At 66.5% G+C, this 24,625-nt stretch carries 24 protein-coding genes, 1 tRNA gene and 2 pseudogenes; 10 read left to right on the top strand and 17 right to left on the bottom strand.

The features are described from left to right. Nucleotides 1–45: 45 nt before the first annotated feature. Nucleotides 46–426 carry a hypothetical protein gene (locus tag CY652_RS06795; protein ID WP_102129952.1) on the top strand — a complete coding sequence of 127 codons (381 nt, stop codon included), beginning with the start codon at nucleotides 46–48 and terminating at the stop codon, nucleotides 424–426. 24 nt (nucleotides 427–450) lie between these two features. Here the strand turns inward: CY652_RS06795 and CY652_RS06790 are convergent, their stop codons facing one another. Next, nucleotides 451–1,296, bottom strand: coding sequence for a 23S rRNA (adenine(2030)-N(6))-methyltransferase RlmJ (locus tag CY652_RS06790; RefSeq protein WP_102129951.1), 846 nt, complete (start codon nucleotides 1,294–1,296; stop codon nucleotides 451–453). Nucleotides 1,297–1,562: 266 nt separating this feature from the next. Here CY652_RS06790 and CY652_RS06785 point away from each other — a divergent pair, with 266 nt between their 5' ends. Next, the gene (locus CY652_RS06785; protein ID WP_102129950.1) at nucleotides 1,563–2,366 is read left to right on the top strand and encodes a 3-hydroxybutyrate dehydrogenase; all 804 of its coding nucleotides are present in this window, start codon (nucleotides 1,563–1,565) and stop codon (nucleotides 2,364–2,366) included. An 11-nt stretch (nucleotides 2,367–2,377) separates the two neighbouring features. After that, on the top strand, nucleotides 2,378–3,637 hold the full coding sequence (locus CY652_RS06780) for a patatin-like phospholipase family protein (protein WP_102129949.1): 1,260 nt from the start codon (nucleotides 2,378–2,380) through the stop codon (nucleotides 3,635–3,637). 118 nt (nucleotides 3,638–3,755) lie between these two features. Here the strand turns inward: CY652_RS06780 and CY652_RS06775 are convergent, their stop codons facing one another. Then, entirely contained in the window at nucleotides 3,756–4,955 is a 1,200-nt protein-coding gene (locus CY652_RS06775) for an amino acid aminotransferase (RefSeq protein ID WP_102129948.1), read from the bottom strand. 274 nt (nucleotides 4,956–5,229) lie between these two features. Between CY652_RS06775 and uvrB the strand changes: the two genes are divergently transcribed. After that, complete coding sequence (gene uvrB, locus CY652_RS06770) at nucleotides 5,230–7,323, top strand: excinuclease ABC subunit UvrB (protein ID WP_102129947.1); 2,094 nt, start codon at nucleotides 5,230–5,232, stop codon at nucleotides 7,321–7,323. Nucleotides 7,324–7,496: 173 nt separating this feature from the next. Here uvrB and hemP read toward each other — a convergent pair whose 3' ends face one another. The 4 genes from hemP to CY652_RS06750 form a co-directional block, all read right to left on the bottom strand. After that, the gene (hemP, locus tag CY652_RS06765; protein WP_102129946.1) at nucleotides 7,497–7,745 is read right to left on the bottom strand and encodes a hemin uptake protein HemP; all 249 of its coding nucleotides are present in this window, start codon (nucleotides 7,743–7,745) and stop codon (nucleotides 7,497–7,499) included. A gap of 150 nt (nucleotides 7,746–7,895) precedes the next feature. Further along, complete coding sequence (locus tag CY652_RS06760; protein ID WP_102130121.1) at nucleotides 7,896–8,378, bottom strand: SRPBCC family protein; 483 nt, start codon at nucleotides 8,376–8,378, stop codon at nucleotides 7,896–7,898. Between the two features lie 56 nt (nucleotides 8,379–8,434). Then, a complete protein-coding gene (locus CY652_RS06755) occupies nucleotides 8,435–8,833 on the bottom strand; it encodes an OsmC family protein (RefSeq protein WP_102129945.1) in 399 nt (132 codons plus the stop codon). Between the two features lie 115 nt (nucleotides 8,834–8,948). Next, complete coding sequence (locus CY652_RS06750) at nucleotides 8,949–9,821, bottom strand: pirin family protein (RefSeq protein ID WP_102129944.1); 873 nt, start codon at nucleotides 9,819–9,821, stop codon at nucleotides 8,949–8,951. Between the two features lie 145 nt (nucleotides 9,822–9,966). Between CY652_RS06750 and CY652_RS06745 the strand changes: the two genes are divergently transcribed. Next, complete coding sequence (locus CY652_RS06745) at nucleotides 9,967–11,043, top strand: LysR family transcriptional regulator (protein WP_102129943.1); 1,077 nt, start codon at nucleotides 9,967–9,969, stop codon at nucleotides 11,041–11,043. A 362-nt stretch (nucleotides 11,044–11,405) separates the two neighbouring features. Here CY652_RS06745 and CY652_RS06740 read toward each other — a convergent pair whose 3' ends face one another. The 9 genes and pseudogenes from CY652_RS06740 to CY652_RS25020 all read right to left on the bottom strand — a co-directional run. Next, nucleotides 11,406–11,825, bottom strand: a complete 420-nt coding sequence (locus CY652_RS06740) for an ExbD/TolR family protein (RefSeq protein WP_102129942.1) — start codon at nucleotides 11,823–11,825, stop codon at nucleotides 11,406–11,408. A gap of 17 nt (nucleotides 11,826–11,842) precedes the next feature. Continuing rightward, the gene (locus CY652_RS06735) at nucleotides 11,843–12,562 is read right to left on the bottom strand and encodes a MotA/TolQ/ExbB proton channel family protein (protein ID WP_102129941.1); all 720 of its coding nucleotides are present in this window, start codon (nucleotides 12,560–12,562) and stop codon (nucleotides 11,843–11,845) included. Nucleotides 12,563–12,591: 29 nt separating this feature from the next. Beyond that, nucleotides 12,592–13,311: an energy transducer TonB gene (locus CY652_RS06730; RefSeq protein ID WP_102129940.1), complete on the bottom strand. Its 720-nt coding sequence runs from the start codon at nucleotides 13,309–13,311 to the stop codon at nucleotides 12,592–12,594. Nucleotides 13,312–13,563: 252 nt separating this feature from the next. Further along, on the bottom strand, nucleotides 13,564–13,827 hold the full coding sequence (locus tag CY652_RS06725) for a (2Fe-2S)-binding protein (protein ID WP_102130120.1): 264 nt from the start codon (nucleotides 13,825–13,827) through the stop codon (nucleotides 13,564–13,566). A gap of 151 nt (nucleotides 13,828–13,978) precedes the next feature. Beyond that, nucleotides 13,979–14,848 carry a glutamate racemase gene (gene murI / locus CY652_RS06720; protein WP_102129939.1) on the bottom strand — a complete coding sequence of 290 codons (870 nt, stop codon included), beginning with the start codon at nucleotides 14,846–14,848 and terminating at the stop codon, nucleotides 13,979–13,981. Between the two features lie 62 nt (nucleotides 14,849–14,910). After that, nucleotides 14,911–15,390, bottom strand: a complete 480-nt coding sequence (bfr, locus tag CY652_RS06715) for a bacterioferritin (protein WP_102129938.1) — start codon at nucleotides 15,388–15,390, stop codon at nucleotides 14,911–14,913. Between the two features lie 128 nt (nucleotides 15,391–15,518). Further along, nucleotides 15,519–17,042 carry a fumarate hydratase gene (locus CY652_RS06710; protein WP_102129937.1) on the bottom strand — a complete coding sequence of 508 codons (1,524 nt, stop codon included), beginning with the start codon at nucleotides 17,040–17,042 and terminating at the stop codon, nucleotides 15,519–15,521. 51 nt (nucleotides 17,043–17,093) lie between these two features. Continuing rightward, entirely contained in the window at nucleotides 17,094–17,687 is a 594-nt protein-coding gene (locus CY652_RS06705) for a TIGR00645 family protein (RefSeq protein WP_102129936.1), read from the bottom strand. Between the two features lie 338 nt (nucleotides 17,688–18,025). Continuing rightward, nucleotides 18,026–18,136 (bottom strand): annotated as a pseudogene (locus CY652_RS25020) (DMT family transporter); the annotation flags it as partial. Nucleotides 18,137–18,451: 315 nt separating this feature from the next. On the opposite strand from CY652_RS25020, the gene acs reads away from it, so the two are divergent. The 5 genes from acs (at nucleotide 18,452) to CY652_RS06675 (ending at nucleotide 23,852) form a co-directional block, all read left to right on the top strand. Then, nucleotides 18,452–20,434 (top strand): acetate--CoA ligase, encoded by a 1,983-nt coding sequence (gene acs, locus CY652_RS06695; protein ID WP_102129935.1) that lies wholly within the window; start codon nucleotides 18,452–18,454, stop codon nucleotides 20,432–20,434. 119 nt (nucleotides 20,435–20,553) lie between these two features. Then, complete coding sequence (locus CY652_RS06690; protein WP_102129934.1) at nucleotides 20,554–21,150, top strand: acetate uptake transporter; 597 nt, start codon at nucleotides 20,554–20,556, stop codon at nucleotides 21,148–21,150. Between the two features lie 240 nt (nucleotides 21,151–21,390). After that, nucleotides 21,391–21,687 carry a DUF4212 domain-containing protein gene (locus tag CY652_RS06685; RefSeq protein ID WP_308410376.1) on the top strand — a complete coding sequence of 99 codons (297 nt, stop codon included), beginning with the start codon at nucleotides 21,391–21,393 and terminating at the stop codon, nucleotides 21,685–21,687. Further along, nucleotides 21,684–23,702, top strand: coding sequence for a sodium:solute symporter family protein (locus CY652_RS06680; protein WP_102129932.1), 2,019 nt, complete (start codon nucleotides 21,684–21,686; stop codon nucleotides 23,700–23,702). The genes CY652_RS06685 and CY652_RS06680 overlap by 4 nt, the downstream gene beginning before the upstream one ends. Nucleotides 23,703–23,761: 59 nt before the next feature. Further along, nucleotides 23,762–23,852: transfer RNA gene (locus CY652_RS06675), tRNA-Ser, on the top strand. Nucleotides 23,853–23,961: 109 nt separating this feature from the next. Here the strand turns inward: CY652_RS06675 and CY652_RS06670 are convergent. Together CY652_RS06670 and CY652_RS06665 are read right to left on the bottom strand one after the other, a co-directional pair. Then, complete coding sequence (locus CY652_RS06670) at nucleotides 23,962–24,135, bottom strand: integrase (RefSeq protein ID WP_258002215.1); 174 nt, start codon at nucleotides 24,133–24,135, stop codon at nucleotides 23,962–23,964. Nucleotides 24,136–24,490: 355 nt separating this feature from the next. Beyond that, nucleotides 24,491–24,625 (bottom strand): annotated as a pseudogene (locus CY652_RS06665) (IS5/IS1182 family transposase); the annotation flags it as partial.

Genomic DNA, 24,625 nt, shown 5'->3' with positions numbered 1-24,625 from the left:
TCGCCCATGCTTTCGTTTCGCTCATTTCGCGCAGGCAATCTGTCCATGCCCTCCGTCCGGGTAGCCGCGCTGCTCGCCTGCGCCGTTTCCGCTTCCGCCGCCTGGGGCGCGCCGCCGCTCGTGCTCGACACCCAGCACGGCATCAGCGGTGGTTCGGGCGGCACGATCCTGCAGACCGCGCCGCTGTCCAGCGCGCCGATGGTGCAGATGCAGTCGCTTCCGGGGCCGTCCGGCAGCGGAGGAAATACCGCCGCGCAGCAGCCGATCATCGTCTCGCCCTACATCCGGACGCCCGGCGGTGCGCAATCGATGGGCGCGGGCGCGTCCGGGACGCGCTTTCCGCCGAGCACGGTCATGGGCACGTCGTCGTCCGGTTTCTCGCGCCAGTTTTCACCGAACGTCCCAACCCCGACCCAGCAGCCGTGACGTGCGGGGCGCAAGCGGCGTCCCTCAATCGCCGCGATATTCGACCTTGAACTGGGCCGAGCGGCCCTGGCCGAGCGCGTCGACGAGCCACGGCAGCGTCTCGCGCATCGACGCCGCCAGCGTGTAGGGCGGATTCAGGATGAACATGCCGCTGCCGAAGAGGCCGAAGCCGTCCTCGGGCGGATCGCCGACCGTCAACGTCAGATGCAGCCAGTTCTTCTCCTGCACGCGTTTTAGCTGCTCGGGAAAGCGCTGCGATTCCGGGCGCGTCACCTGCGGATACCAGACGGCGTAGGTGCCCGTCGCGAAGCGCTCGATGCTTTCCGCGAGGCAAGTGAGCGTGCGCGCGTAATCGCGCTTGTCCTCGAACGACGGATCGATCAGCACCAGCGCGCGGCGCGGCGGCGGAGGCAGCAGGGCCTTGATGCCCTCGAAGCCGTCGCCCGCATAGAGCATGGCCCGGCGGCCCGCGTCGCGAAAACGTTGCCGCAATACTTCGATCTCGGTGCTGTGCAGCTCGAAGAGGCGCATGCGGTCCTGCTCGCGCATCAGCCGCCAGGCGAGATAGGGCGAGCCGGGATAGAAACGCAGCTCGCCGTCCGGATTCAGCGCGGCGACTTCGTCCACGTATTCGGCCAGCACCGGAGGCAGATCGGTGCGGCTCCAGAGTTTGCCGATGCCGGTTTCGAACTCGGCGGTCTGGGTCGCGTAACCCTCTTGCAACGCGTAAGCGCCCGCGCCCGCATGGGTGTCGATGTACCAGTACGCCTTGTCCTTCTTGCCGAGATAGTGGAGTAGCTGCACGACCACGGCGTGTTTCAGGACGTCGGCATGGTTGCCTGCGTGGAAGGCGTGACGGTAGCTGAGCATGATGGGCGGCGGTCCGGAAAATCGGGAGAGCCAGGCGGCGGACGCCGCGCATGGGCCGCGTATTGTACGCGAGGCACGCGCCGGCCGGCCGCGGCGTGCGGGTGGCGTGGGCCGCCGCCGGTTTTGCCCATTTCACTGCGGCGCGCAGACGGGTTCATGCACAATGAGGCCGGTTGGCCAGGGCGCCCGAAGTATCCGGATGGGCAAGGTCCGCTGGTGGGTCAGGCGCGTCGGCCGTCATTTCATCTATCGCATGGAGGTGCTGGATGTCGTCCCTTAACCTGAACACCAAGCTCGACGGCAAGGTTGCCGTCGTTACCGGCGCGGCCAGCGGCATCGGCAAGCAGATTGCGTTGACGCTCTCGCAGGCGGGCGCGGCGGTCGCGATCGCGGACCTGAATCCGGATGGCGCGAACGCGGTCGCGGAGGAAATCCGCAAGGCGGGCGGCAAGGCGCTTGGCGTGGCGATGGACGTCACGAGCGAGGACGCGGTCAACCAGGGCATCGATCGCGTCGCCGCCGAGCTGGGCTCGGTGGACATCCTCGTGTCGAACGCCGGCATCCAGATCGTGAATCCGATCGAAAGCTACGCGTTCTCCGACTGGAAGAAAATGCAGGCCATCCACGTCGACGGTGCGTTTCTCACGACGAAGGCCGCGCTCAAGCACATGTACAAGGACGACCGCGGCGGCGTCGTGATCTACATGGGTTCGGTGCATTCGCACGAGGCATCCCCGCTGAAGTCGGCCTACGTCTCGGCCAAGCACGCGCTGCTCGGCCTCGCGCGCGTGCTCGCGAAGGAAGGCGCGAAGCACAACGTGCGCTCGCACGTCGTGTGTCCCGGCTTCGTGCGCACGCCGCTCGTCGACAAGCAGATTCCCGAGCAGGCGAAGGAGCTCGGCATCAGCGAGGAGGAAGTGGTCAAGCACGTCATGCTGGGCGGCACTGTCGACGGCGTGTTCACGACGGTCGAGGACGTCGCGCAGACGGTGCTGTTCCTCTCGGCCTTCCCGACGGCGGCGTTCACCGGCCAGTCGTTCATCGTCAGCCACGGCTGGTTCATGCAGTAACGGGAGCGACCATGGCTCAACGCAGAACGCGACAGGCGCAGGCGGGGGTCGTGAGCGCCGAGGCCGGCGTGCATGCCGGCGCCGCGCCGCAACGGCATGCGGACCGGCACGGCGAGTTGCAGCAGTGGGAGACGATTGCGCTGACGCTGCAGGGCGGCGGCGCGCTCGGCGCCTACCAGGCGGGCGTCTACGAGGGCCTTGCGGAGGCCGGCATCACGCCGAACTGGATCGCGGGCATCTCGATCGGCGCGCTCAATACCGCGCTCATCGCCGGCAACGCGCCCGAGCACCGGGTGGCGCGGTTGCGCGAGTTCTGGGAGACGATCTGTCACCCGGCCTACAGCGTCGCGCTGCCGGCGTTCGTCGAGCAGGCGCTGTTCAACTCGGGCGACGTCCTGCGCAAGACCTTTACGGCCATGCAGGCGGTGGGCGCGCTCGTCGAGGGGCAGAAGGGGTTCTTCGTGCCGCGTTTTCCGCCGCCGTTGCCGCAGGCGTCGGGGCATCCCGAACGCGCCAGCTATTACGACACGAAGCCGTTGAAGGGCACGCTCGAGCGGCTATGCGACTTCGACCGCATCAATTCAGGCGAGACGCGCGTTTCGGTCGGTGCGGTCAACGTCGGCACCGGCAACTTCGTCTATTTCGACAACACCAGCACGCGTCTGCGGCCCGAGCATTTCATCGCGTCGGGGGCGCTGCCGCCCGGCTTCGCGGCGGTCGAGATCGACGGAGAGTACTACTGGGACGGCGGCCTCATGTCGAACACGCCGCTCAACCAGGTTATCCAGACCACGCCGCGCCACGACACGCTCGCCTTCCAGGTGGATTTGTGGAGCGCGCGCGGTCCGGTGCCCGACAATCTCACCGACGTGCAGGGCCGGATGAAGGACATCCAGTATTCGAGCCGCACGCGTCTCGTGACCGACGTGCTGCAGCGCTCGCAGCGGTTCAGGCACGTGCTGCGCGAAGTGCTGGAGCGCGTGGCGCCCGAGCATCGCGACGATCAATGGTGCCGGCTGGCCGACGAGCTCTCGTGCTCGCGCAAGTACGACGTGATTCACCTGATCTATCGGTCCAAGGAATACGAGGGGCATTACAAGGACTTCCAGTTCGGCACCTCGACGATGCGCGAGCATTGGGAGAGCGGGTTGCGCGACATCCGGACGTCGCTCGCGCAGCCCGGCTGGCTCGACAAGCCGGACAACGACGCGGGGTTCGTCACGCACGACATTCACCGCGACGCGCACCTGGCGAAAGAGGCGGCGGGTTAGGTAGGGACCGTTTGCGGCAAAAAGCTTCCCGGAAAATTGAAACGGCGCCGAAAGGCGCCGTTTTTTTCGATGAGACCGGACGAAAGGCCGGTCTCGCAAACGCGTTTGTCGTCCGCGATTACCTGAGCACTTGCGCGATCGCGCCGGCGACGGCGTCGATGTTGCGCAGGTTCAGCGCCGCGACGCAGATCCGGCCGGTGCTCACCGCGTAGATGCCGAACTCCTCGCGCAGGCGGTCCACCTGGGCGGCCGTTAGGCCCGAATACGAGAACATGCCGCGCTGCGCGTTGACGAAGCCGAAGTCGCGCGCGACGCCCGCGGCCTTGAGGCGTTCCACGAGGCCGTGGCGCATGGCGCGAATCCGGTCGCGCATTTCGCCGAGTTCGGTTTCCCAGGTCGCGCGCAGCTCGGGCGAACCGAGCACGGCCGAGACGACCGAGCCGCCGTGCGTCGGCGGGTTCGAGTAGTTCGTGCGGATCACGCGCTTGAGCTGCGAGAGCACGCGGTTGGCTTCTTCCTTGCTATCGGTGATGATCGTCAACGCGCCGACGCGCTCGCCGTACAGCGAGAACGACTTCGAGAACGACGACGACACGAACGCGTTGAGTTCGGCGGCCGCGAACAGGCGCACGGCCGCGGCATCGGCGTCGATGCCGTCGCCGAAGCCCTGGTAGGCGATGTCGAGGAACGGCACGAGCTTGCGGGCCTTGACGACCTCGACGACCTGCTTCCATTGCGCGACGCTCAGGTCCACGCCCGTCGGGTTGTGGCAGCACGCGTGCAGCACGACGACCGTGCCCGGCGCATAGCCGTTCAGCGCGGCCAGCATGCCCTCGAAGTTCAGGCCGTTGGTCTTCGCGTCGTAGTACGGATAGACGAGCACGTCGAAACCCGCGCTCTCGAACAGCGCCCGGTGGTTTTCCCAGCTCGGGTCGCTGATCGCGACTTTCGCCGACGGGTCGAGCCGCCTGATGAAGTCCGCGCCGATCTTGAGCGCGCCCGTGCCGCCCAGTGCCTGCGCGGTGATGACGCGACCGGCCGCGATCAACGGCGAGTCATTGCCGAGCAGCAGTTTCTGCACGGCCGCGTCGTAGGCGGCGATGCCTTCGATCGGCAGGTAGCCGCGCGGCAGCCCCGCCTCGACCCGTGCCTTCTCCGCCTCGCGCACCGCGCGCAGCAGCGGAATCTTGCCTTCCTCGTTGAAGTAGACGCCCACGCCGAGGTTCACCTTCGTGGCGCGGGTGTCGGCGTTGTAGGCTTCGTTGAGGCCCAGAATCGGGTCGCGAGGAGCGAGTTCGACGGCGGAAAAGAGGGACATGATGGGTTGGGCAAAAGTCAAGGAAAGACCGCGGGCAGCGCCGGATTGGCCGTGCCCGCCGCGGCGGGCGCCGGGCACGAACGGCGGCGCAATCCGTCATTGTAACGAATCCTGACGCTTCTCCGGCGATCTTCAGGGGGTTCGTCGCGGCGGCGACGGTGGCGCTCGGGGACGGTTCGGGCACGCCCGGGGACGGGGTCTCGCGGTCGCGTCCGGCCCGACGGACGCCGAAACGCTAGAATGGTCGTTTGCTCTTGGCAGAGGACGCCGCCCCATGTCCGAACATTCCGTGCCCGACGCAGCCGAAGCGCTCGACGAAACGAAGTTCGTCCGCTACGAAGGCTCTCCGTACCAGCTTTACCAGCCGTATCCGCCGGCCGGCGACCAGCCCGGCGCGATCGCGACCCTCGTCGAGGGCGTGGAGGACGGGCTCGCGTTCCAGACGCTGCTCGGCGTGACCGGCTCGGGCAAGACTTTCACGATGGCGAACACGATCGCGCGGCTCGGTCGCCCGGCTATCGTGTTCGCGCCGAACAAGACGCTCGCCGCGCAGCTCTACTCGGAATTCCGCGAGTTCTTTCCGCGCAACGCGGTCGAGTACTTCGTCTCGTACTACGACTACTACCAGCCGGAAGCCTACGTGCCGCAGCGCGACCTGTTCATCGAGAAGGACTCGTCGATCAATGAGCACATCGAGCAGATGCGGCTCTCGGCGACGAAGAGCCTGATGGAGCGGCGCGACGTCGTGATTGTCGCGACCGTGTCGGCGATTTACGGGATCGGCAATCCGTCCGAGTATCACCAGATGATCCTGACGCTGCGCACGGGCGACAGGCTCGGCCAGCGCGACATCATCGCGCGGCTCATCGCGATGCAGTACAGCCGCAACGAGCAGGATTTCCAGCGCGGCACGTTCCGCGTGCGCGGCGACACGATCGACATCTTTCCGGCCGAGCATGCGGAGATGGCCGTGCGCGTCGAGCTGTTCGACGACGAGGTCGAGACGCTGCAGTTGTTCGACCCGCTCACGGGCCGTGTGCGGCAGAAGATTTCGCGCTTCACCGTCTATCCGTCGTCGCACTATGTGACGCCGCGCGAGACGGTGCTGCGCGCGGTGGAGACGATCAAGGCCGAGTTGCGCGAGCGGCTCGAGTTCTTTCACGGCGCGGGCAAGCTCGTCGAGGCGCAGCGGCTCGAGCAGCGCACGCGCTTCGATCTGGAGATGCTCCAGGAACTCGGTTTCTGCAAGGGCATCGAGAATTACTCCCGACACTTCTCGGGCGCGGCGCCGGGCGAGCCGCCGCCGACGCTCGTCGATTACCTGCCGTCCGACGCGGTGATGCTGCTCGACGAATCGCACGTGCTGATCGGCCAGTTGAACGGCATGTACAACGGCGACCGCGCGCGCAAGGAGAATCTTGTCGATTACGGCTTCCGGCTGCCGTCGGCGCTCGACAACCGGCCGCTCAAGTTCAACGAGTTCGAGCGCAAGATGCGCCAGGTGATCTTCGTGTCGGCGACGCCGGCCGCCTACGAGCAGAAGGTGTCGGGGCAGGTGGCCGAGCAGGTCGTGCGGCCGACGGGCCTCGTCGACCCCATGATCGAGGTGCGGCCCGCGTCGAGCCAGGTCGACGACGTGCTCTCGGAAATCAACGAGCGGGTGGCCGTCGGCGAACGCGTGCTGGTCACGACGCTGACCAAGCGGATGGCCGAGCAACTGACCGAATTCCTGTCCGATCACGGCGTGAAGGTCCGCTATCTGCACAGCGACATCGACACGGTCGAGCGCGTCGAGATCATCCGCGACCTGCGCCTCGGCACGTTCGACGTGCTGGTCGGCATCAACCTGCTGCGCGAGGGCCTCGACATTCCCGAAGTGTCGCTCGTCGCGATCCTCGACGCCGACAAGGAGGGTTTCCTGCGCGCCGAGCGCTCGCTGATCCAGACCATCGGCCGCGCGGCGCGCAACGTGAACGGCAAGGCGATTCTCTACGGGGACCGCATCACCGATTCGATGCGCCGCGCGATCGACGAAACCGAGCGCCGTCGCATCAAGCAGATGGCGTTCAACGAGGAGCACGGCATCGTGCCGCGCGGCGTCGTGAAACGGATCAAGGACATCATCGACGGCGTCTACAACGTCGACGAGGCGCGCGCGGAACTGCGCGAGGAGCAGGAACGCGCCCGCTTCGAGGACATGTCCGAGAAGCAGCTCGCGAAGGAGATCAAGCGGCTGGAAAAGCAGATGATGGACTACGCGAAGAATCTCGAATTCGAGAAGGCCGCGCAGACGCGCGATCAGTTGACGGTGCTGCGCGAGCGGGCGTTCGGCGCGAGCGTGAACGACAGGATCGGCGACGCCGCCTGAGCAGCGGCGGGGCGCGAGATTCCGGCGGGAACGAAAAAGAGGCCTTGCTGGCTGTGACGGCTGGCTTGAATGTTTGCACGAAGGGGTCCAGTTCTCGCGTGCAAGCCGTCATGACTGGCTAATGCCTAACACCTCTCATGGAGGTGGTCCCCACAATACCCGGTACGTACTGCTTATTTGGTCAGGATCAGCTTGCCGAGCCGGGTGGCGCGAAGCTGATAGGTTTCGCCGTTGTGCAGGATGCTGACGTAGCTGTGACCCTGCAGCAGCGTTTCGCTGCGCAACGTGCGCGCTGCATCCGTCGCCGGCGGGGCCGCGACCGGGGCGCCGGATTCGCGCGGGGCGGCGGGGCGGGAGCCGGTCGGCGCGGCACCCGGCGCGTGGCGCAGGCTGAGCGTGGAAGAGCGGTGCGGGTCAGTCATCGGACGGAGTCGGTTGCTGAATTCGATGAAGTAATTCTAAATGATAATCGTTCTTATTTTCAAGGACGATAAATTCATCGAAATTCCCGACCGATAGTCCCGGTTCGTTCGCGCATTCCCGGGCTTGCGCCCGGTCGTGCCGAAGCCGATTCAATGCAGGGCGTCGGGCTCGCCGGCGCCGAGGACGAATTGCCGGATCAGCCGCACGGTGTCGATGTCCGACTCGCGATAGGCCGACTTCACGATCTCGGCCGTCCGGCGCGCGTCCTCGTCCTGCGCGGCGGACAGCGTGGTCCGGTATTCGAAGCGCAGGAACAGTTGCACGTCGTCGGGCTGCTCGATCGTCATCGTGAGCGAGCCGCCCACGTGAGCCTCGGTCGCGAGAATGTCGTAGCGCACGCTTTCGTTCGGCGCCAGCGTGACGTGGTCGCGCACGGTCGCCTGGCCGTAGTGCAGCTCGCGTTCGAGCGTGCGGTCGGTGCGCGAGACGATCGTGCAGCTATCGAGTCCGAGCACGAACAGTTGCGGCTGCTCGGCGCGCAGCACGAGGCCTTCCCAAAGCTGCTCGCGGCTCATCGATTCGACGAGCGGGTTCAGCGGATCGTTGATCTGGACGAGATGCTCGAAATTCAACTCGGCGTTTTCCTCTGAGGGGGTGAATACGGTCGGCGTCGCGGCGGGGCGCGCCGTCATGCGGCGGCGAGCCCGGAGCGGATCGCGATGGGATGCGTGAGCACCTTGTGTACCGGGCAGGCGTTGGCGATCTGCAGCAGCCGCTCGCGTTGCTCGTCCGACAGATCGCCTTCGAGCACGATCCGGCGGTCGATGGTCGTGCCCGCGTCGCCGGTTTCGAGCGAGAGCCTTACCTGCGCGCCTTCCAGCGGCCAGCCCTTGCGCTGCGCGTACATTTTCAGCGTAATCGACGTGCAGGCGCCGAGGCTCGAGAGCAGCAGCGAGAACGGCGACGGGCCGCGATCGCCGCCGCCGGCCGAGGCCGGCTCGTCGGCGATCCACGTGTGGACGCCATCGTCGAATTGAACCTGGTAGTCGGTCGAACCGATGCGGGCGGTGACTTCGTTTGCAGCCATGAGGACGCCTCTCGGGGAACGGAGCATGCCGCGGGGCGCGGCGCGAACGCTTATTGTGACGGAAAGCGGCTATCGTCGTGAAATGTTTGCGGCAGGTTCCGCATGCCGTGCGCGCTCAATGCGTGATGGCGCCCATGCGTCCGGTCTGATAGTCGAGCACGGCCTGGCGGATTTCCTGCTCGGTATTCATCACGAACGGGCCGTAGCGGACCACGGGCTCGTTCAGCGGCACGCCGCCGATCAGCAGCACGTCGAGCGGCTCGTCGCCGGCGGCGAGCGTGACCGTGTCGCCGTCGGCGGCGAAGACGACCATCTGCTGAGCTGCAACGGATTCGCCCTCGGGGCCGTAGCGGCCCGTGCCCGAGAGGCCGTAGGCGAAGATACGGTAGCCGTGCGGCACCGGATGCTCGATGCGCGCGCCCGGCGCGAGCGTGAAGTGCTGATACAGGATCGGCGTGCGCGTTTCGATGGTCGCCTTGACGCCGAGCGCCTCGCCCGCGATGACCTTGACCTTCACCGCGCCGTCGGCCGACTGCCCGAGCGGAATTTGCCGGTCCGGTATTTCCTGGTAGCGCGGCGCGATCATCTTGTCGCGCTGGGGCAGGTTGACCCACAACTGCAGGACGTGCATCCGCCCGCCCGTGCGCACGAACTCGGCCTCGGGCATCTCGCTGTGGACGACGCCCGCGCCGGCCGTCATCCACTGCACGTCGCCGGGGCCGAGCGCGCCCGAGTGGCCGACCGAATCCTTGTGGCCCATGCGGCCCGCGAGCACGTAGGTGACGGTTTCGAAACCGCGGTGCGGATGGTCGGGCGCGCCTTTGGCCGTGCCCGGCGCATAGTCGACCGGCCCCATCTCGTCGAGCAGCAGGAACGGATCGAAGTCCATCAGCATGCGTGTCGGGAACGGCCGGTGGACGACGAAGCCCGCGCCCTCGGTCGTGCGTACGGAGGGATGGATACGGTCGATCGTGCGGGTCGTTGCCATGGGAATCACCTCGAAAAAAACGGGAATTGTGCTGTTTCGTGAAACGAAGGGCTATTATAGAGAGCCAGTTTGGGGCATTTAGCGGCCTGGGCGCAATGGATTGTCCTGGTAGTGAAACAGCGGAAACAGCGGATGGAATGGCGGCATGAAAGTCGATTCGCATAACCTGAACGACCTGATGTATTTCTCGCAGGTCGTCGAGCACGGTGGGTTTTCTGCTGCCGAGCGCGTGCTGGGCATTTCCAAGTCGCGCCTGTCGCGGCGCGTGAGCGAGCTGGAGGCGTCGCTCGGCGTGCGACTTTTGCAGCGCTCCACGCGCAAGCTCGCGCTGACCGAGGCGGGCAAGCTGTTCTACCAGCATTGCCAGGCCATGCGCGCGGAGGCGCAGGCGGCCGTCAACGTCGTGCAGTCGCTGCGCTCCTCGCCGCGCGGCACCGTGCGCGTGAGCGTGCCGGTCACGCTCTCCCAGGCGATTTTCTCGCGCGTCATTCCCGAGTTCATGCACCGCTATCCGGAAGTGAAGCTCGTCATGCGCGTGACCAACCGCGTGATCGACCTCTTCGAGGACTCGGTCGACGTCGCGTTGCGCGTGCGCTCGGACCCGCCGCAAAACGCCAACATCGTGGTCCGCCCGCTCTGGCGCACCGAACAGATGCTGGTCGGCGCGCCGAGCCTGCTCAGCCAGCATGCGCCGCCGCTCACGCCCGCGGAACTCGACCGCTTCGAAACGCTCGATACGCCGACGGGCGACGGCCGTCACGTGTTCCAGCTCATCGCGCCCGACGGCACGCGCCATCTTCACGAGCACGAGCCGCGCCTCGTCAGCGCCGACCTGACGACGCTGCGCGAAGCCGTGCTCGCGGGGCTCGGCATTGCCGCGCTGCCCGAAATGATGTACGGGGCGCCGCTGCGCACGGGCCAGCTTTCGCCGGTCATGCCGGGCTGGACGTTGCCCGTGCCGCAACTGTACGCGGTTTTCCTCTCGCGGCAGGGGATGGTGCCGGCCGTGCGGGCGTTCGTCGACTACCTCGTCGAGGCGCTCGATGCCGATGCGCGTCTGCGGCAAGAGTGCCCGCTGCGCGAGGACGTCGATGCGGCAATCTCGGCGGGCAGGCGCGGGGCGGTGGAGCGGGCGGCAGATCGTTATGTGCCGGACGGCGTCGCCGCCGGCAAGCGCGGCGATCATGCCGTCGTTCAAGCGCCGGGTGCCGAGGCCGTGTGAGCGCGGCGCGCGTCGGCGCCGCGGCTCTTTCATTTCTTTTCGCATTTAAGCGTCGTCTGCGATCACTACTTTCAATCGACCGACGCTTGAATGCGCATGACGTGCAGCCTATATTGAAATCCCTCTCGTCAAGCGCCTGACTTGTGCGGGAATCGATGGCCGCTATCCATAGCGAGCCTTCAGGGCGGAACGCGCGGTCCGTGCCCGGCACGGCATGTCGCATGCGGTCGACGCGAGCCCCCAACGGCAAGTGTCGCCGCCGCCCGAATGCGCCGCGTGCGCCGGAAAAAAGGCCTTCATCCGAGGATGAAGGCCTTTTACTTTTTAAGCAGTACTGCCTGAAGAAAGCGGGATCAGGCGAATCAATGGCGCGAGGGATCGGTGACGAAGCCGATTTTCGTCAGCCCGCCGGCCTGGGCGGCCGACATCACCTGCGCGACCTTTTCGTAGGAAACCTTGCGGTCGGCGTCGAGATGCAGTTCGGGCTGGGGCGTCGCACCGGCCGCGGCGTCGATCTTCGCGCGCAGCGTCGCTTCGTCGACGGGCTGGCCGTTCCAGCTAACCGAGCCGTCCGCGCCGATCGTCACGTCGACGTGCGCGGGTTTAGTGTCCTCGGGCCGGCTGCTCGCGTGCGGCAGATCGATCCTGACGGCGTGCCGCATGGCCGGAATCGTCACCATGAAGACGATCAGCAGGACCAGCATGACGTCGACGAGCGGCGTCATGTTGATTTCGTTCAGCAGGCCGTCGTCTTCGTCGCTGGAGAAGGGGCTCATGGCCATGAGGGCGTCTCCGTGACTTACCGGCCGCGCGCGGCGACCCGCAGGTTGCCGCGCGTGGGCGGCAACCGCGTGCCCGTGACGAAGAACGCGTGCAGTCCGTGCGCGAAGCGGTTCAGCTTGCTCACGACGGTGCGGTTCGCGCGCGTGAGCGCGTTGTAGCCGAGCACGGCGGGAATCGCGACGAAGAGGCCGAACGCGGTCATGATGAGCGCCTCGCCCACGGGACCGGCAACGGCGTCGATCGAGGTCTGGCCGGTCGAGCCGATCGCGAGGAGCGCGTGGTAGATGCCCCAGACGGTGCCGAACAGGCCGACGAACGGCGCAGTGCTGCCGATCGAGGCGAGGACGGCGAGCCCGCCCTGCATGCGCGCGATCGACTCGTCCATGCTGTCCTTCAGGCACCGGGTGATCCAGTCGGAGACGTCCATGCGGTCGTGCAGATGCGGCTGCGTCTGCTGATGGTGCTTCGCGGCTTCCTCGCCCGAAAGCGCGAGCGCGAGAAACGGGTTGTCCTCGCGCGTGCCGCTGCCGAGCTTCCCGATGCCGTCGGCGAAATCGTCGGAATGCCAGAAGGCGCGTTCGGCGTTCTTCGTCAGACGCTTCAGACGCGCGACGTTCCAGCCCTTGGCGGCGATCACGCACCACGACAGGACCGACATGACGAACAGCGCGAGCGCGATGCCGCGCGTCACGAAATCCCCTTGCGCCCAGACGTGGGCGATACCGTAGTGCTGCATGGTCCTTCCTTTTGCGTTGTCTGGCCGTTTCAGTTGCTGAGATTGAAGTCGAACGGCTGGGTGTAGGCCGCGCGCACCGGCTGGCCGTTCTCGAGATACGGCTTGCAGGTGCTTGCGCGCATGGCGTCGAGTGCGGCGGCGTCGAGGCGGCGATAGCCGCTGCTTCGCTGCAGCGCGATGTCTTCGATGATGCCCGTCGTGCCGACCACGAAATGTACGTAGACGACGCCGGTTTCGCCCTCGTCGCGCGAGATCGACGGGTAGTCGGGCAGGACGATCCGGCAGTCCAGATGCGACACGTTCTGGGGCGCGCTCAGCGCGAGCGTGGGACGCGGCGGCGCGGACGGTGCGGCCTGTTCGGGCGCGGACGGCGCGGCAGGCGCGAGCGGTGCGGGTGCTTCGGCCGGAGGCGGCGACGGGGTATCGGCGACGGGCAGCGGGGTTGGCGCCGGCGAGGCGCGCGCGGGTGCCCTCGGTTTTGCGCGGGCGACGTGTTGCGGGATGGGCTTCGGCGGCACGGGCGTCGGCGCCGACTGGATCGCTGCCGGTGCCGCCGGCGTGCGGGGCAGCAGTTCCGCGGTGAGGGTTTGCGACTGGAGTACCGGGACGGCCACGGTGTCGTCGTGCCGCGTCAACATGAGGACGACGAGCACGACGTGGGCGGCCACGACGGCGAGCACGATGGCGGCGGTACGGCGGCGGCGGGTCAGGGCCGGCCACGTGCCGGCGGGGAACGGCAGGACCGGCATCTTCAGCGGGACCTGCGGGCGGGGAAACGGCAAAAGGGGCGGCTGATCGCGCCGCCCGACAACGGTTGGGCCAGCGTCATGTCCGGAAAATCAACAGCGAGATACACAGCGTAGTCGCGAAACCGATCAGCAATTCCATCGTGACCTCCTCGAGAGGACGAGAGTGCTGGCTGGCTGTACGACGAAGGCGGCGTACTGGCTTGCTGCGGACGGCAGAACGGGGACGTTGCCCCAGGCGCCAGGAGAGCGGACTCAGGCGGCCTTGCGCTCGTAGAACGTGAGCGGCACCGCGACGGGAGCGGGCTGCACCTGCGGATGATGATGGGCGGCGACGCCGCACAGGTTCGCGCATGCGCCGCTTTGCGCCATCACGTCGCGCACCGATGCTTCGCACTTGCCGCAGCAGGTGGCGACGCCGAGTTCGAACTGAAGCTCGTCGAAAGACGACGCCACGCCGTCGCGGATGGAGGCGCGGATGACCCGATCGGACACGGACTTGCACACGCAGACAATCATGATGAGGCGCAATAGATAACGTTAATGCGAATTATTATCATTATGTTTGACCCGTTTGGCAAGCGTCCGGACGGGATTTTTGTAACAAAACCGGGTAGTTGGCAGGGTTTTGGCCGGACGGGCCGGGCTGGCCCGGCGGCGGCCGCGGCCGCTAGGCGGCGTCGGCCGCGGGGCCGATCGCGCCGACGGTGCCCATCGTGCGTCGGGAGGGGATGTCCACCGGCTCGACGTCCGCCTCGAGCCCGAGCAGCGCGGCCGCGAGCGCCTTCAGGTGCGCGCCGTCGCTGGTCGAGCAGAAGCGCACGGGCGCGGGCGCCGCATCGGTCGCAGCGCGCAGGCCGTGCTGGTCCAGCACGCGCTGCAATTGCTGGGCGATGGCGACGCCGGTATCGATCAGCGTCATGCGTTCGCCGACGATCGAGCGGATCGCGGCGTCGAGAAACGGATAGTGCGTGCAGCCGAGAACCAGCGTGTCGGCGCCGGCGTCGAGCATCGGCTGCAGATAGCCGCGCAGCAGCGCCACGAGCTCGGGCGAGCCGACGTCGCAACGCTCGATCGCCTCGACGAGCCCGTGGCCCGGCTGGCAGATCAGGCGGCAATCGGCGGCGTAGCGCTCGACCAGCGCCCGGAACCGCGCACTGCGCAGCGTGCTCTGTGTGGCGAGCACGCCGGCCACCCGCGTCTTCGACTGCAGCGCGGCCGGCTTGATGCCCGGCTCGACGCCGACGAGCGGGATGGCGAGCTGCTCGCGCACGAGCGCGATCGACTGGGCCGTGGCCGTGTTGCAGGCCACGACGAGCACCTTCGCGCCCCGGGCCACGAGCCAGTTGCCGATGGCGAGCGTGCGGTCCGCGATGAAGTCGTCGTCGCGCTCGCCGTACGGCGCGTGGCGCGAATCGGCGACGTAGACGATGCGCTCGCCGGGCAATTGCGCGCGCACGGCGCGCAGCACCGACAGGCCGCCCAGGCCGGAATCGAAAATGCCGACCGGCGCTTCGCCGGGAGAGAGAACCGCGTTCATGGAGCCGGATGCGGAATCATGCAGGGTGGCCGGTCGCGGGGGCGCGCCGGAACGGCGTTTCGTCAGGATTCGTCCGGATTCATGCCCGACTGCTGGTAGTTCTGGATGCCGACCTTGTCGATCAGGTCCAGTTGCGTTTCGAGCCAGTCGATGTGCTCCTCGGTGTCGTCGAGGATCTTCACGAAAATCTCGCGAGACACGAAATCGCGCACCGATTCGCAATACGCGATCGCTTCCTTGCAGGTGGACTGCGAAATCTGCTCGAGCTTCAGGTCGCATTCGAGGATTTCCTTCGTCTCCTCGCCGATCAGCAGCTTGTGCAGGTCCTGCAGGTTCGGCAGGCCGTCGAGCATGAAAATCCGCTCGATGAGCCAGTCGGCGTGCCGCATTTCTCCGAGCGATTCGTCGTATTCGTGCTTGCCGAGCTTCTCGAGCCCCCAGTGTTTGTAGAGCCGGGCATGCAGAAAGTACTGGTTAATCGCGGTCAGTTCGTTCTTGAGCTGGGCGTTCAGATATTCGATGACTTTCTTGTCGCCTTGCATGATTTTTCCTTGGAGGGCGGTGCGTGGTTTTCAACCGGGGTTTTCAACAAAATAAACGTTGAGCCCGTAAATGCCAAGGCCGGGGCCTGGTGCCCCGGCCCGGCGGCGGCGCCAGGCCGGCGCCGCGATCAGGCGGTCGCGACCGGAATTTTGCCGATCTTCGCCTGCCATTCCTTCGGGCCGGTCTGGTGCACCGACGTGCCCGCCGAATCGACGGCCACCGTCACCGGCATGTCCTGCACGTCGAATTCGTAGATCGCTTCCATGCCGAGATCCCCGAACGCGAGCACCTTCGAGCTGCGGATCGCCTTCGAGACGAGGTAGGCCGCGCCGCCGACCGCCATCAGGTAGGCGGCCTTGTGCTTCCTGATCGCCCCGATCGCGACGGGGCCGCGCTCGGCCTTGCCGATCATCGAAATGAGGCCCGTCTGCGCGAGCATCATCTCGGTGAAACTGTCCATGCGCGTCGACGTGGTCGGGCCCGCCGGGCCGACCACTTCGTCGCGCACCGGATCGACCGGGCCGACGTAATAGATCACGCGGTTCGTGAAGTCGACGGGCAGCTTCTCGCCCTTCGCGAGCATGTCGGCGATGCGCTTGTGGGCGGCGTCGCGGCCCGTGAGCATCTTGCCCGAGAGCAGCAGCGTCTGGCCCGGCTTCCACGAGGCGACTTCCTCGGGCGTCAGCGTGTTCAGGTCGACGCGCTTGCTCGTCTCGGTGTTCGGCTCCCACTGGACCTTCGGCCAGGCGTCGAGCGAGGGCGGTTCGAGCTTCGCCGCGCCCGAACCGTCGAGCGTGAAGTGCGCGTGGCGCGTGGCCGCGCAGTTCGGGATGATCGCGATGGGCTTGGAGGCCGCGTGCGTGGGCGCGGCCATGATCTTCACGTCGAGCACGGTCGCGAGGCCGCCGAGGCCCTGCGCGCCGATGCCGAGCGCGTTGACCTTCTCGTGCAGCTCGACGCGCAATTCCTCGATCCAGTCCTGCGGGCCGCGCGCGATGATCTCCTGGATGTCGATCGGGTCCATCAGCGATTCCTTCGCCATCAGCATCGCCTTCTCGGCGGTGCCGCCGATGCCGATGCCGAGCATGCCCGGCGGACACCAGCCGGCGCCCATCGTCGGCACGGTCTTGAGGACCCAGTCGACGATCGAATCGGACGGGTTGAGCATCGCGAACTTCGACTTGTTTTCCGAGCCGCCGCCCTTCGCGGCGACCTGCACGTCGACTTTGTCGCCCGGCACGATCTCGTAGTGGATCACGGCCGGCGTGTTGTCTTTCGTATTCTTGCGCGCGCCTTCGGGCGGACTCACGATGGAGGCGCGCAGCACGTTGTCGGGATGCGTGTAGCCGCGCCGCACGCCCTCGTTGATCATGTCGGTCACGCTCATCGTGGCGCCGTCCCAGCGCACGTCCATGCCGATCTTCGCGAACACGGTGACGATGCCCGTGTCCTGGCAGATCGGGCGGCGGCCCTCGGCGCACATGCGGCTGTTGGTCAGGATCTGCGCGATGGCGTCCTTCGCGGCCGGGCTCTGTTCGAGCTCGTAGGCACGGCCGAGCGCCTCGATGTAGTCGAGCGGGTGATAGTAGCTGATGTACTGCAGCGAATCGGCGATGCTCTGGATCAGGTCTTCCTGCTTGATGACAGTCATGGCTAGGCTCAGTGGGGACTGGGATGGGTAACAGGGTATTGCGGTTGGAATTTATTCAGGAGCGGTGGCGGCCGGCGGATGCCGGGCCGCGAACTCCCGGTAGTGCTCGGGATGCGTGTGCGTGGTCAGCCGGTCGATCCAGGCCATCGCGAGCGCCGAGACGAGGAAGGCGACATGGATCGCGACCTGCCACAGGATCGAGTGGGTCGACTGCTGGTCCGGATTGATGAAGGTCTTCAGCAGATGGATCGACGAGATGCTGATGAGCGCCATCGCGAGCTTGACCTTCAGGATGCCGGCGTTCACGTGGTCGAGCCATTCGGGCTCGTCGGGGTGGCCCTCCACGCCGAGGCGCGAGACGAAGGTCTCGTAGCCGCCGATGACCACCATGATGAGCAGGTTCGAGATCATCACCACGTCGACGAGGCTCAGCACGGCAAGCATGATGCTGGTCTCGTCGAGCGTCGTCACGTGGCTGACGAGATGCCAGACCTCCTTCGCGAACAGCACGACGTATACGCCCTGCGCGACGATGAGCCCGAGGTAGAGCGGCACCTGCAGCCAGCGGCTCATGAAGATGAGGGCCGGCAGCGGACGCATCCGGTGGCGGACGTTATCGCTCGGGGAAGGGCGTTCGGCTGGCATAGTCAATCACGGTGGCGGAATCGGACTGTGACGATCGATCATCGGACGGAAAGCGGTGCGGACGGCGCACGTCGCGCGTGCGGGTCAAGCGGCTCGCCAGGCTCACGGCTGTCTTGCCCGGGCGCCTGTTTCAAGGGCGTTTCCCGCGCCGCGGGATCGGGCGCTATTGTACAGCGCCGGCGCGGCCCCGCGCTGCGCTGCGGGCAGGCTCCTGCCGCGGGCGCGTGGAGAGCGGGCTGGACGAGGACGTCCGGGCCCCGGCCGGAGGTGTCGGGCGGCAACGGCCGGTATGTGCTTCGTTTCGACGTATCGAGGGGGGCGAGCGCGATCACGAATCACTGCAGTGCGAAAAGCGGAACGGGGACGAAGGCGACGATGAATTGGCCGACGCCGACGTTGTGGTCGACGGGCCGCATCGACGCCATGAGCAACAGCGAGTAGCGATTCAGGCGGGAATCCGGGCGCGGCGTTTTCAGTTAGCATCTGAATACCCGTTATCCGTTACGCGCATGCGGTGCGTGGTGCGAGCGGTCGCGTAAGTGGGCGGTAAGTTGCCGGGCTTATCGTCGTCCAACGACGGCGACGCGTCGATGCGGATGCTGCGCTGCGGTAGCGATCGCGGGGCAGGCTGCCCGCGCGGACGACGCCCATGCGGCAGGCGCGGGACAATGGCGGGGACGCCTTCGGCGTTGCAGGGAGACAGCGCGGGGTCGGCACGAGAGGCCGCGCGTATTGCATATATTCTGATTGAGAAGAGGTGGTCGATGTCCGCGATTGAATCGGTTCTTCAGGAGCATCGCGTGTTTGCGCCGTCGGCGCAGGCGGTAGCCAACGCGACGGTGTCCGGCATGGATGCGTACCGGGCGCTAGTCGCCGAGGCGGAGCGCGATTACGAAGGGTTCTGGGCGCGCCTCGCGCGCGAGACGCTGACGTGGAAGAAGCCTTTCTCGAAGGTGCTCGACGAGTCGAAGGCGCCGTTCTACACGTGGTTCGAGGACGGCGCGCTCAACGCGTCGTACAACAGTCTCGACCGCCACGTCGAGGCGGGCCACGGCGAGCGCGTCGCGGTGATCTTCGAGGCCGACGACGGCACGGTCACCCGCGTCACCTATCGCGACCTGCTCGCGCGCGTTAGCCGCTTCGCGAACGCGCTGAAGAAGCGCGGCGTGAAGAAGGGCGAGCGCGTCGTCATCTACATGCCGATGTCGGTCGAGGGCATCGTCGCGATGCAGGCCTGCGCGCGCATCGGCGCGACACATTCGGTCGTGTTCGGCGGCTTCTCGTCGAAGTCGCTCAACGAGCGCATCGTCGACGTGGGCGCCGTCGCGCTCGTCACCGCCGACGAGCAGATGCGCGGCGGCAAGGCGCTGCCGCTCAAGAACATCGCGGACGAGGCGCTCGCGATGGGCGGCTGCGAAGCGGTGCACAGCACGATCGTCTACCGCCGCACCGGCGGCACGGTGGCCTGGCGCGAGGGCCGCGACTTCTGGATGCACGAGCTCGCGCAGGACGAGCCCGAAGTCTGCGAGCCCGAATGGGTTGGCGCCGAGCATCCGCTCTTCATCCTCTACACGTCGGGCTCGACCGGCAAGCCCAAGGGCGTGCAGCACAGCACGGGCGGCTATTTGCTGTGGGCCGCGCAGACCGTGAAGTGGACCTTCGACTGGAAGCCCGACGACGTATTCTGGTGCACGGCCGACATCGGCTGGATCACGGGCCACAGCTACATCGCCTACGGACCGCTTGCGCTCGGCGCGACCCAGGTCGTGTTCGAGGGCGTGCCGACGTATCCGAACGCCGGCCGCTTCTGGGAAATGATCGCGAAGCATAAGGTCAGCCTGTTCTACACGGCGCCCACGGCGATCCGTTCGCTCATCAAGGCGGCCGACGCGAATCCCGACACGCATCCGAAGCGCTACGACCTCTCGTCGCTGCGCATCATCGGCACGGTCGGCGAGCCGATCAATCCGGAGGCCTGGGTCTGGTACCACGAGCAGGTGGGCGGCTCGCGCTGCCCGATCGTCGACACGTGGTGGCAGACCGAAACCGGCGGCCACATGATCACGCCGCTGCCGGGCGCGACGCCGCTCGTGCCGGGCTCGTGCACGCTGCCGCTGCCGGGGATCATGGCGGCCATCGTCGACGAGACGGGCCAGGACGTGCCCGACGGGCAGGGCGGGATTCTCGTCGTCAAGCGTCCGTGGCCCTCGATGATCCGCACGGTCTGGGGCGATCCGGAGCGCTACCGCAAGAGTTATTTCCCCGAGGAGCTGGGCGGCCGGCTCTACCTCGCCGGCGACGGCAGCGTGCGCGACCGCGAAACCGGCTACTTCACGATCATGGGCCGCATCGACGACGTGCTGAACGTCTCGGGGCACCGGCTCGGCACGATGGAGATCGAGTCGGCGCTCGTGGCCAATCCGATCGTGGCCGAGGCGGCCGTCGTGGGCCGGCCCGACGACACGACCGGCGAGGCCGTCGTGGCGTTCGTCGTGCTCAAGCGCGCGCGCCCGGTGGGCGAGGAGGCGGTGCAGCTCGCCAACGAGCTGCGCGCCTGGGTCGGCAAGGAAATCGGGCCGATCGCCAAGCCGCGCGACATCCGCTTCGGCGAGAACCTGCCGAAGACGCGTTCGGGCAAGATCATGCGGCGGCTGCTGCGCTCGCTCGCGAAGGGAGAGGCGATCACGCAGGACGTCTCGACGCTCGAAAATCCGGCGATTCTCGATCAGCTCGGCGAATCCTGCTGAACGTCGATCGCCGTTCGTCCGGAGGCCGGCGCCAGGCGGGCCTCCGGTCGGCAAGGCCGTGTGTACGGGCCATGGATGGAAAGCAGTACTTATTCTTATTCTTACGAAGGAGACAGGAAATGAGCAACGCTACCAATCAGGCGAAATTTTCCAACCCCGCTCCGCTTGGCCTGGCGGGCTTTGCGCTGACGACATGGCTGCTGAGCATGATCAACGCCGGATGGTTTTCGGGCGACGCGGTCAACATGGTGCTCGCGTGCGCGCTCGCGTTCGGCGGCACGGCGCAGGCCATTGCCGGCATCATGGAAATGCCGCGCGGCAATACGTTCGGCGCGACGGCGTTCCTCGGCTACGGCGCATTCTGGTGGTCGTTCGCGCTCTTCGCGATGTTCCTGCACGAGAAGGTGCCGCCCGCGTTCGTCGGCTGGTATCTGTTCCTGTGGGGTGTTTTCACGCTGTACATGTGGTTCGCCACGTTCCGTTCGCCGCGCGCGCTGCAACTGATTTTCCTCGCGCTGTGGATCACGTTCTTCCTGCTCGCGGCAGGCGAATGGACCGGCTCGGTCGCGCTGCATGCCGCCGGCGGCTACTTCGGTTTGATCACCGCCGCGCTTGCGTTCTATCTGTCCGCCGCCGACGTCATCAACGAGGCCTACGGGCGGGCGGTGTTGCCGGTCGGCGTCGGCGGCGTGAAGACGCGTCTCGCGGCTTCGTGATCTTGCCGTGATCGGCGCGTCACTCGCCCACGCGGGATGACGCGCCGCGCGGGGTGGTTCGCCGGCGCATTCCGCGGGCGCGCGGATGCCTTTCCCCGCGGCGGCCGGGCCCCGGGCGGACCGCCGCGTCCCCGCTGCAATCCCGATTGCCGGCCATGCGTATTTTTGTTAAACAGGCGCATGGCCGCGCTTCGTCCCCCTTCTTCCGCTCCGCTAAACCCGCCGCCCGAGCCGCCGCCGGTGAGCGAGGCGATGGTCGTCGCGCATCGGCGCTACTGGCGCTTCAACCTCGCGTTGATCGCCGTGCTGATGGCGCTCGGCTTCGCCGTGTCGTTCCTCGTGCCGCTCTTCGCGGATCGGCTCGAGCGGATTCGTTTCATGGGCCTGAACCTGCCGTTTTACTTCGGTGCGCAGGGCTCGATCCTGATCTACGTGGCGCTCGTTGCCGTCTACATCGTGCTGATGCAGCGGGCGGATCGCGTGCTGCAGGCAGCGCGCGCCGCCGACCTCGCCACCGATCGCGCCCGGCAGCCATGACGCTCGTTCACCGGCTGATCCGCTCCTACGCGTGCTACACGCTCGGCTTCCTCGCGTTCGTCTGGGTGATGTGGCGCATCGAGCTCGCGATCGGGCCGGGCGTGTGGGTCGGCTACGTGTTCCTGTTCGTGCCCGTCGCGGTGTACGCGGTGATCGGCCTGCTCTCGCGTACCTCCGATCTCGTCGAATACTACGTGGCCGGCCGTCGCGTGCCGTCGCTCTTCAACGGCATGGCGACCGCGGCCGACTGGCTCTCGGCCGCCTCGTTCATCGGCCTCGCGGGCTCGCTCTACGCGAGCGGTTACGACGGGCTCGCCTACCTGATGGGCTGGACCGGCGGCTACTGCCTCGTCGCGTTCCTGCTCGCGCCGTACGTACGCAAGCTCGCGCGCTATACGATCGCCGATTTCCTCGGCACGCGCTTTTCGAGCAACCTCGTGCGCGCGCTCGCGGTGCTGGCGACGATCCTCTGTTCGTTCGTCTATCTCGTCGCACAGATCCAGGGCGTCGGGCTTATCGCGATGCGCTTCATCGGCGTCGATTTCGCGATCGGGATCTTCTGCGGGCTGGCCGGCATTCTCGTGTGCTCGTTTCTCGGCGGCATGCGCGCGGTGACGTGGACCCAGGTGGCGCAATACGTGATCCTGATCTCGGCGATGCTGATTCCGGTGTCGCTGATCGCGCATCGCGACGGCCTCGGATGGGTGCCGCAGTTCGACTACGGACGCGTGATGCAGCGCGTCGAGACGCTCGAGCACGCCGTGCGCGACGCGGGCGCCGAACAGCAGGTGCGCGACGCATACCGGCGCCGCGCCGCGCTCTGGCAGGCGCAGATCGATGCGCTGCCGCAGTCGTATGCCGAGGGCCGGGCGCACCTAGCGAGCGAACTGGCCGATCTGCGCCGGCACGACGGTTCGCTGCGCGACGTCGATGCACGGGAGCGCGAACTGGCCGCGTTTCCGCGCGACGCGCAGACCGCCCGCGCGGCCTGGACCGCCGAACGCGACGCGCTGCTCGAGCGCGCGGCGGCGCCGGTGCCGATGCACGAGCCGTTTCCCGCCGCAACCGACGACGAACGTCGCGTTCACCGGCGCAATTTCCTCGCGCTGCTGCTGTGCCTTTCGCTTGGGACCGCGAGCTTGCCGCACATCCTGACGCGCTATAACACGACGAGCTCAGTGGCCTCGGCACGGCGCTCCGTCGGCTGGACCCTTGCGTTCGTCGCGCTCTTCTATCTGACCGTGCCCGTGCTGGCCGTGCTGATCAAGTTCGAGATCCTCTCGCATCTCGTCGGCCGGCCTTTCGACGATCTGCCGCGCTGGGTGATGCAGTGGCGCAGCATCGAGCCTTACCTCATCAGCGTCGCCGACGTGAACGGCGACGGCATCGTGCGCTGGAGCGACATCGGGATGCAGCCGGACATGGTCGTACTCGCCGCGCCCGAGATCGCGGGGCTGCCTTACGTGATGTCGGGGCTCATCGCGTCGGGCGCGCTGGCGGCCGCGCTCTCGACGGCCGACGGCCTGCTGCTCACCATCTCGAACGTGCTCTCGCACGACGTGTACTACCACCTCGTCGATCCGACGGCCTCGAGCCAGCGCCGCGTGACGATATCGAAGATCCTGCTGCTCGGCGTGGCGCTGCTGGCGTCGTGGGTGGCTTCGCTGAACACGGGCAACATCCTGTTTCTCGTCGGCGCCGCGTTCTCGCTGGCCGCGTCGAGTCTCTTTCCGGTGCTCGTGCTCGGCGTGTTCTGGAAACGCACGACGCGGCTCGGCGCCGTCGCGGGCATGGTGGCAGGGCTTGCCGTCTGCGTCTATTACATCGTTTCGACCTATCCGTTCTTCACGCAGCTAACGGGCTTCGAGGGCCCGCGCTGGTTCGGCATCGACCCGATCAGCTCGGGCCTGTTCGGCGTGCCGGCCGGTTTTCTCGCGGCGATCGCCGTGAGCCTAGCGGATCGCCGACCCGACGCCTACATGCTGGCGCTCGTGGATTACATCCGGCATCCGTGAAGAGGTTTTCGGCGCCGTTTGGGTTGCCGCGCGGATTCTGCTACAATGCGCGTCCCGCCGGAGAGATGGATGAGCGGTTTAAGTCGCACGCCTGGAAAGCGTGTATAGGTTAATAACCTATCGGGGGTTCGAATCCCCCTCTCTCCGCCAGAATGATTCTTGAACGCCTTGCTGTACAAGGCTCCATCGAAACCTATCCCCGAAAGCGTCTGGAAGTAGCCTAAGGTGGTTGCGGAATGGCAGCATTTGCGCCAGCTTTTCAGGCATTTCCCCGACCCATCAGTGCCGGTTTGATCCTGTACAACGCTCTTCCGAACAGTGCTCCGGCGCGTTTGCCGACGTCCGGCGCGGCAGCGGCGTCCTTGATCCACCGTCCGTACCGCTGCTCGAGCATCTTCATGCTGATGTGTTCCATCTGGTTGACCACCCACATCGGCGGGTTCGCCGGCAGGCAGCAACATGCTCGCGTACAGGGTCCGTCCAGGCAGGCAGCGGAACTTGATTGGGTAAATGCCCGCAATCTGCTGGCATGTCAATCAGGCGGCAAGAGCCGGGGCGCTGCGTCTTCTTCTGAACAGCTTTCGAGCAGGGTAATCGATTCCGTATAAAGCGATCAGGGATACCACAAAGGCAGAACCCAAAGTGATTACTGATCGATCTGATCCAAGTGCTAGCGCACCGATGATCGCGGGGATATGGAATAGATACAGGGCATAAGAATAGTCGCCAAGAAAATTGCACCATGCTCTCAACTTCACTGGTATCTCAAAATCCGCGCTTAGAGCGTGTTAGGCACTTTGGATAATGGGCACAGCATGGACGAGCATGAGCATGGCAAAAACGACGAAGTGCAGGCCCGCCAGGGTTTCAGGCAGGCGCTCATAGTCGCGTGCCAGCCGCCTGAAGCGGTTCAGCCATCCAAA

Source organism: Burkholderia sp. WAC0059, from assembly GCF_002870125.1.
Lineage (GTDB): Bacteria > Pseudomonadota > Gammaproteobacteria > Burkholderiales > Burkholderiaceae > Paraburkholderia.
Note: the sequence above shows the minus strand (reverse complement) of the source record. Positions and strands in the feature narration are given on the sequence as shown.

Coding starts and splice junctions, on each gene's coding strand:
- CY652_RS06745 (WP_102129943.1), top strand. CDS start 9,967: ATGAAAGTCGATTCGCATAACCTGAACGACCTGATGTATTTCTCGCAG.
- CY652_RS06790 (WP_102129951.1), bottom strand. CDS start 1,296: ATGCTCAGCTACCGTCACGCCTTCCACGCAGGCAACCATGCCGACGTC.
- CY652_RS06690 (WP_102129934.1), top strand. CDS start 20,554: ATGAGCAACGCTACCAATCAGGCGAAATTTTCCAACCCCGCTCCGCTT.
- CY652_RS06750 (WP_102129944.1), bottom strand. CDS start 9,821: ATGGCAACGACCCGCACGATCGACCGTATCCATCCCTCCGTACGCACG.
- uvrB (WP_102129947.1), top strand. CDS start 5,230: ATGTCCGAACATTCCGTGCCCGACGCAGCCGAAGCGCTCGACGAAACG.
- acs (WP_102129935.1), top strand. CDS start 18,452: ATGTCCGCGATTGAATCGGTTCTTCAGGAGCATCGCGTGTTTGCGCCG.
- CY652_RS06795 (WP_102129952.1), top strand. CDS start 46: ATGCCCTCCGTCCGGGTAGCCGCGCTGCTCGCCTGCGCCGTTTCCGCT.
- hemP (WP_102129946.1), bottom strand. CDS start 7,745: ATGACTGACCCGCACCGCTCTTCCACGCTCAGCCTGCGCCACGCGCCG.
- CY652_RS06785 (WP_102129950.1), top strand. CDS start 1,563: ATGTCGTCCCTTAACCTGAACACCAAGCTCGACGGCAAGGTTGCCGTC.
- CY652_RS06705 (WP_102129936.1), bottom strand. CDS start 17,687: ATGCCAGCCGAACGCCCTTCCCCGAGCGATAACGTCCGCCACCGGATG.
- CY652_RS06725 (WP_102130120.1), bottom strand. CDS start 13,827: ATGATTGTCTGCGTGTGCAAGTCCGTGTCCGATCGGGTCATCCGCGCC.
- CY652_RS06670 (WP_258002215.1), bottom strand. CDS start 24,135: ATGTGGGTGGTCAACCAGATGGAACACATCAGCATGAAGATGCTCGAG.
- CY652_RS06710 (WP_102129937.1), bottom strand. CDS start 17,042: ATGACTGTCATCAAGCAGGAAGACCTGATCCAGAGCATCGCCGATTCG.
- CY652_RS06755 (WP_102129945.1), bottom strand. CDS start 8,833: ATGGCTGCAAACGAAGTCACCGCCCGCATCGGTTCGACCGACTACCAG.
- CY652_RS06680 (WP_102129932.1), top strand. CDS start 21,684: ATGACGCTCGTTCACCGGCTGATCCGCTCCTACGCGTGCTACACGCTC.
- CY652_RS06730 (WP_102129940.1), bottom strand. CDS start 13,311: ATGCCGGTCCTGCCGTTCCCCGCCGGCACGTGGCCGGCCCTGACCCGC.
- CY652_RS06740 (WP_102129942.1), bottom strand. CDS start 11,825: ATGGCCATGAGCCCCTTCTCCAGCGACGAAGACGACGGCCTGCTGAAC.
- bfr (WP_102129938.1), bottom strand. CDS start 15,390: ATGCAAGGCGACAAGAAAGTCATCGAATATCTGAACGCCCAGCTCAAG.
- murI (WP_102129939.1), bottom strand. CDS start 14,848: ATGAACGCGGTTCTCTCTCCCGGCGAAGCGCCGGTCGGCATTTTCGAT.
- CY652_RS06780 (WP_102129949.1), top strand. CDS start 2,378: ATGGCTCAACGCAGAACGCGACAGGCGCAGGCGGGGGTCGTGAGCGCC.
- CY652_RS06735 (WP_102129941.1), bottom strand. CDS start 12,562: ATGCAGCACTACGGTATCGCCCACGTCTGGGCGCAAGGGGATTTCGTG.
- CY652_RS06775 (WP_102129948.1), bottom strand. CDS start 4,955: ATGTCCCTCTTTTCCGCCGTCGAACTCGCTCCTCGCGACCCGATTCTG.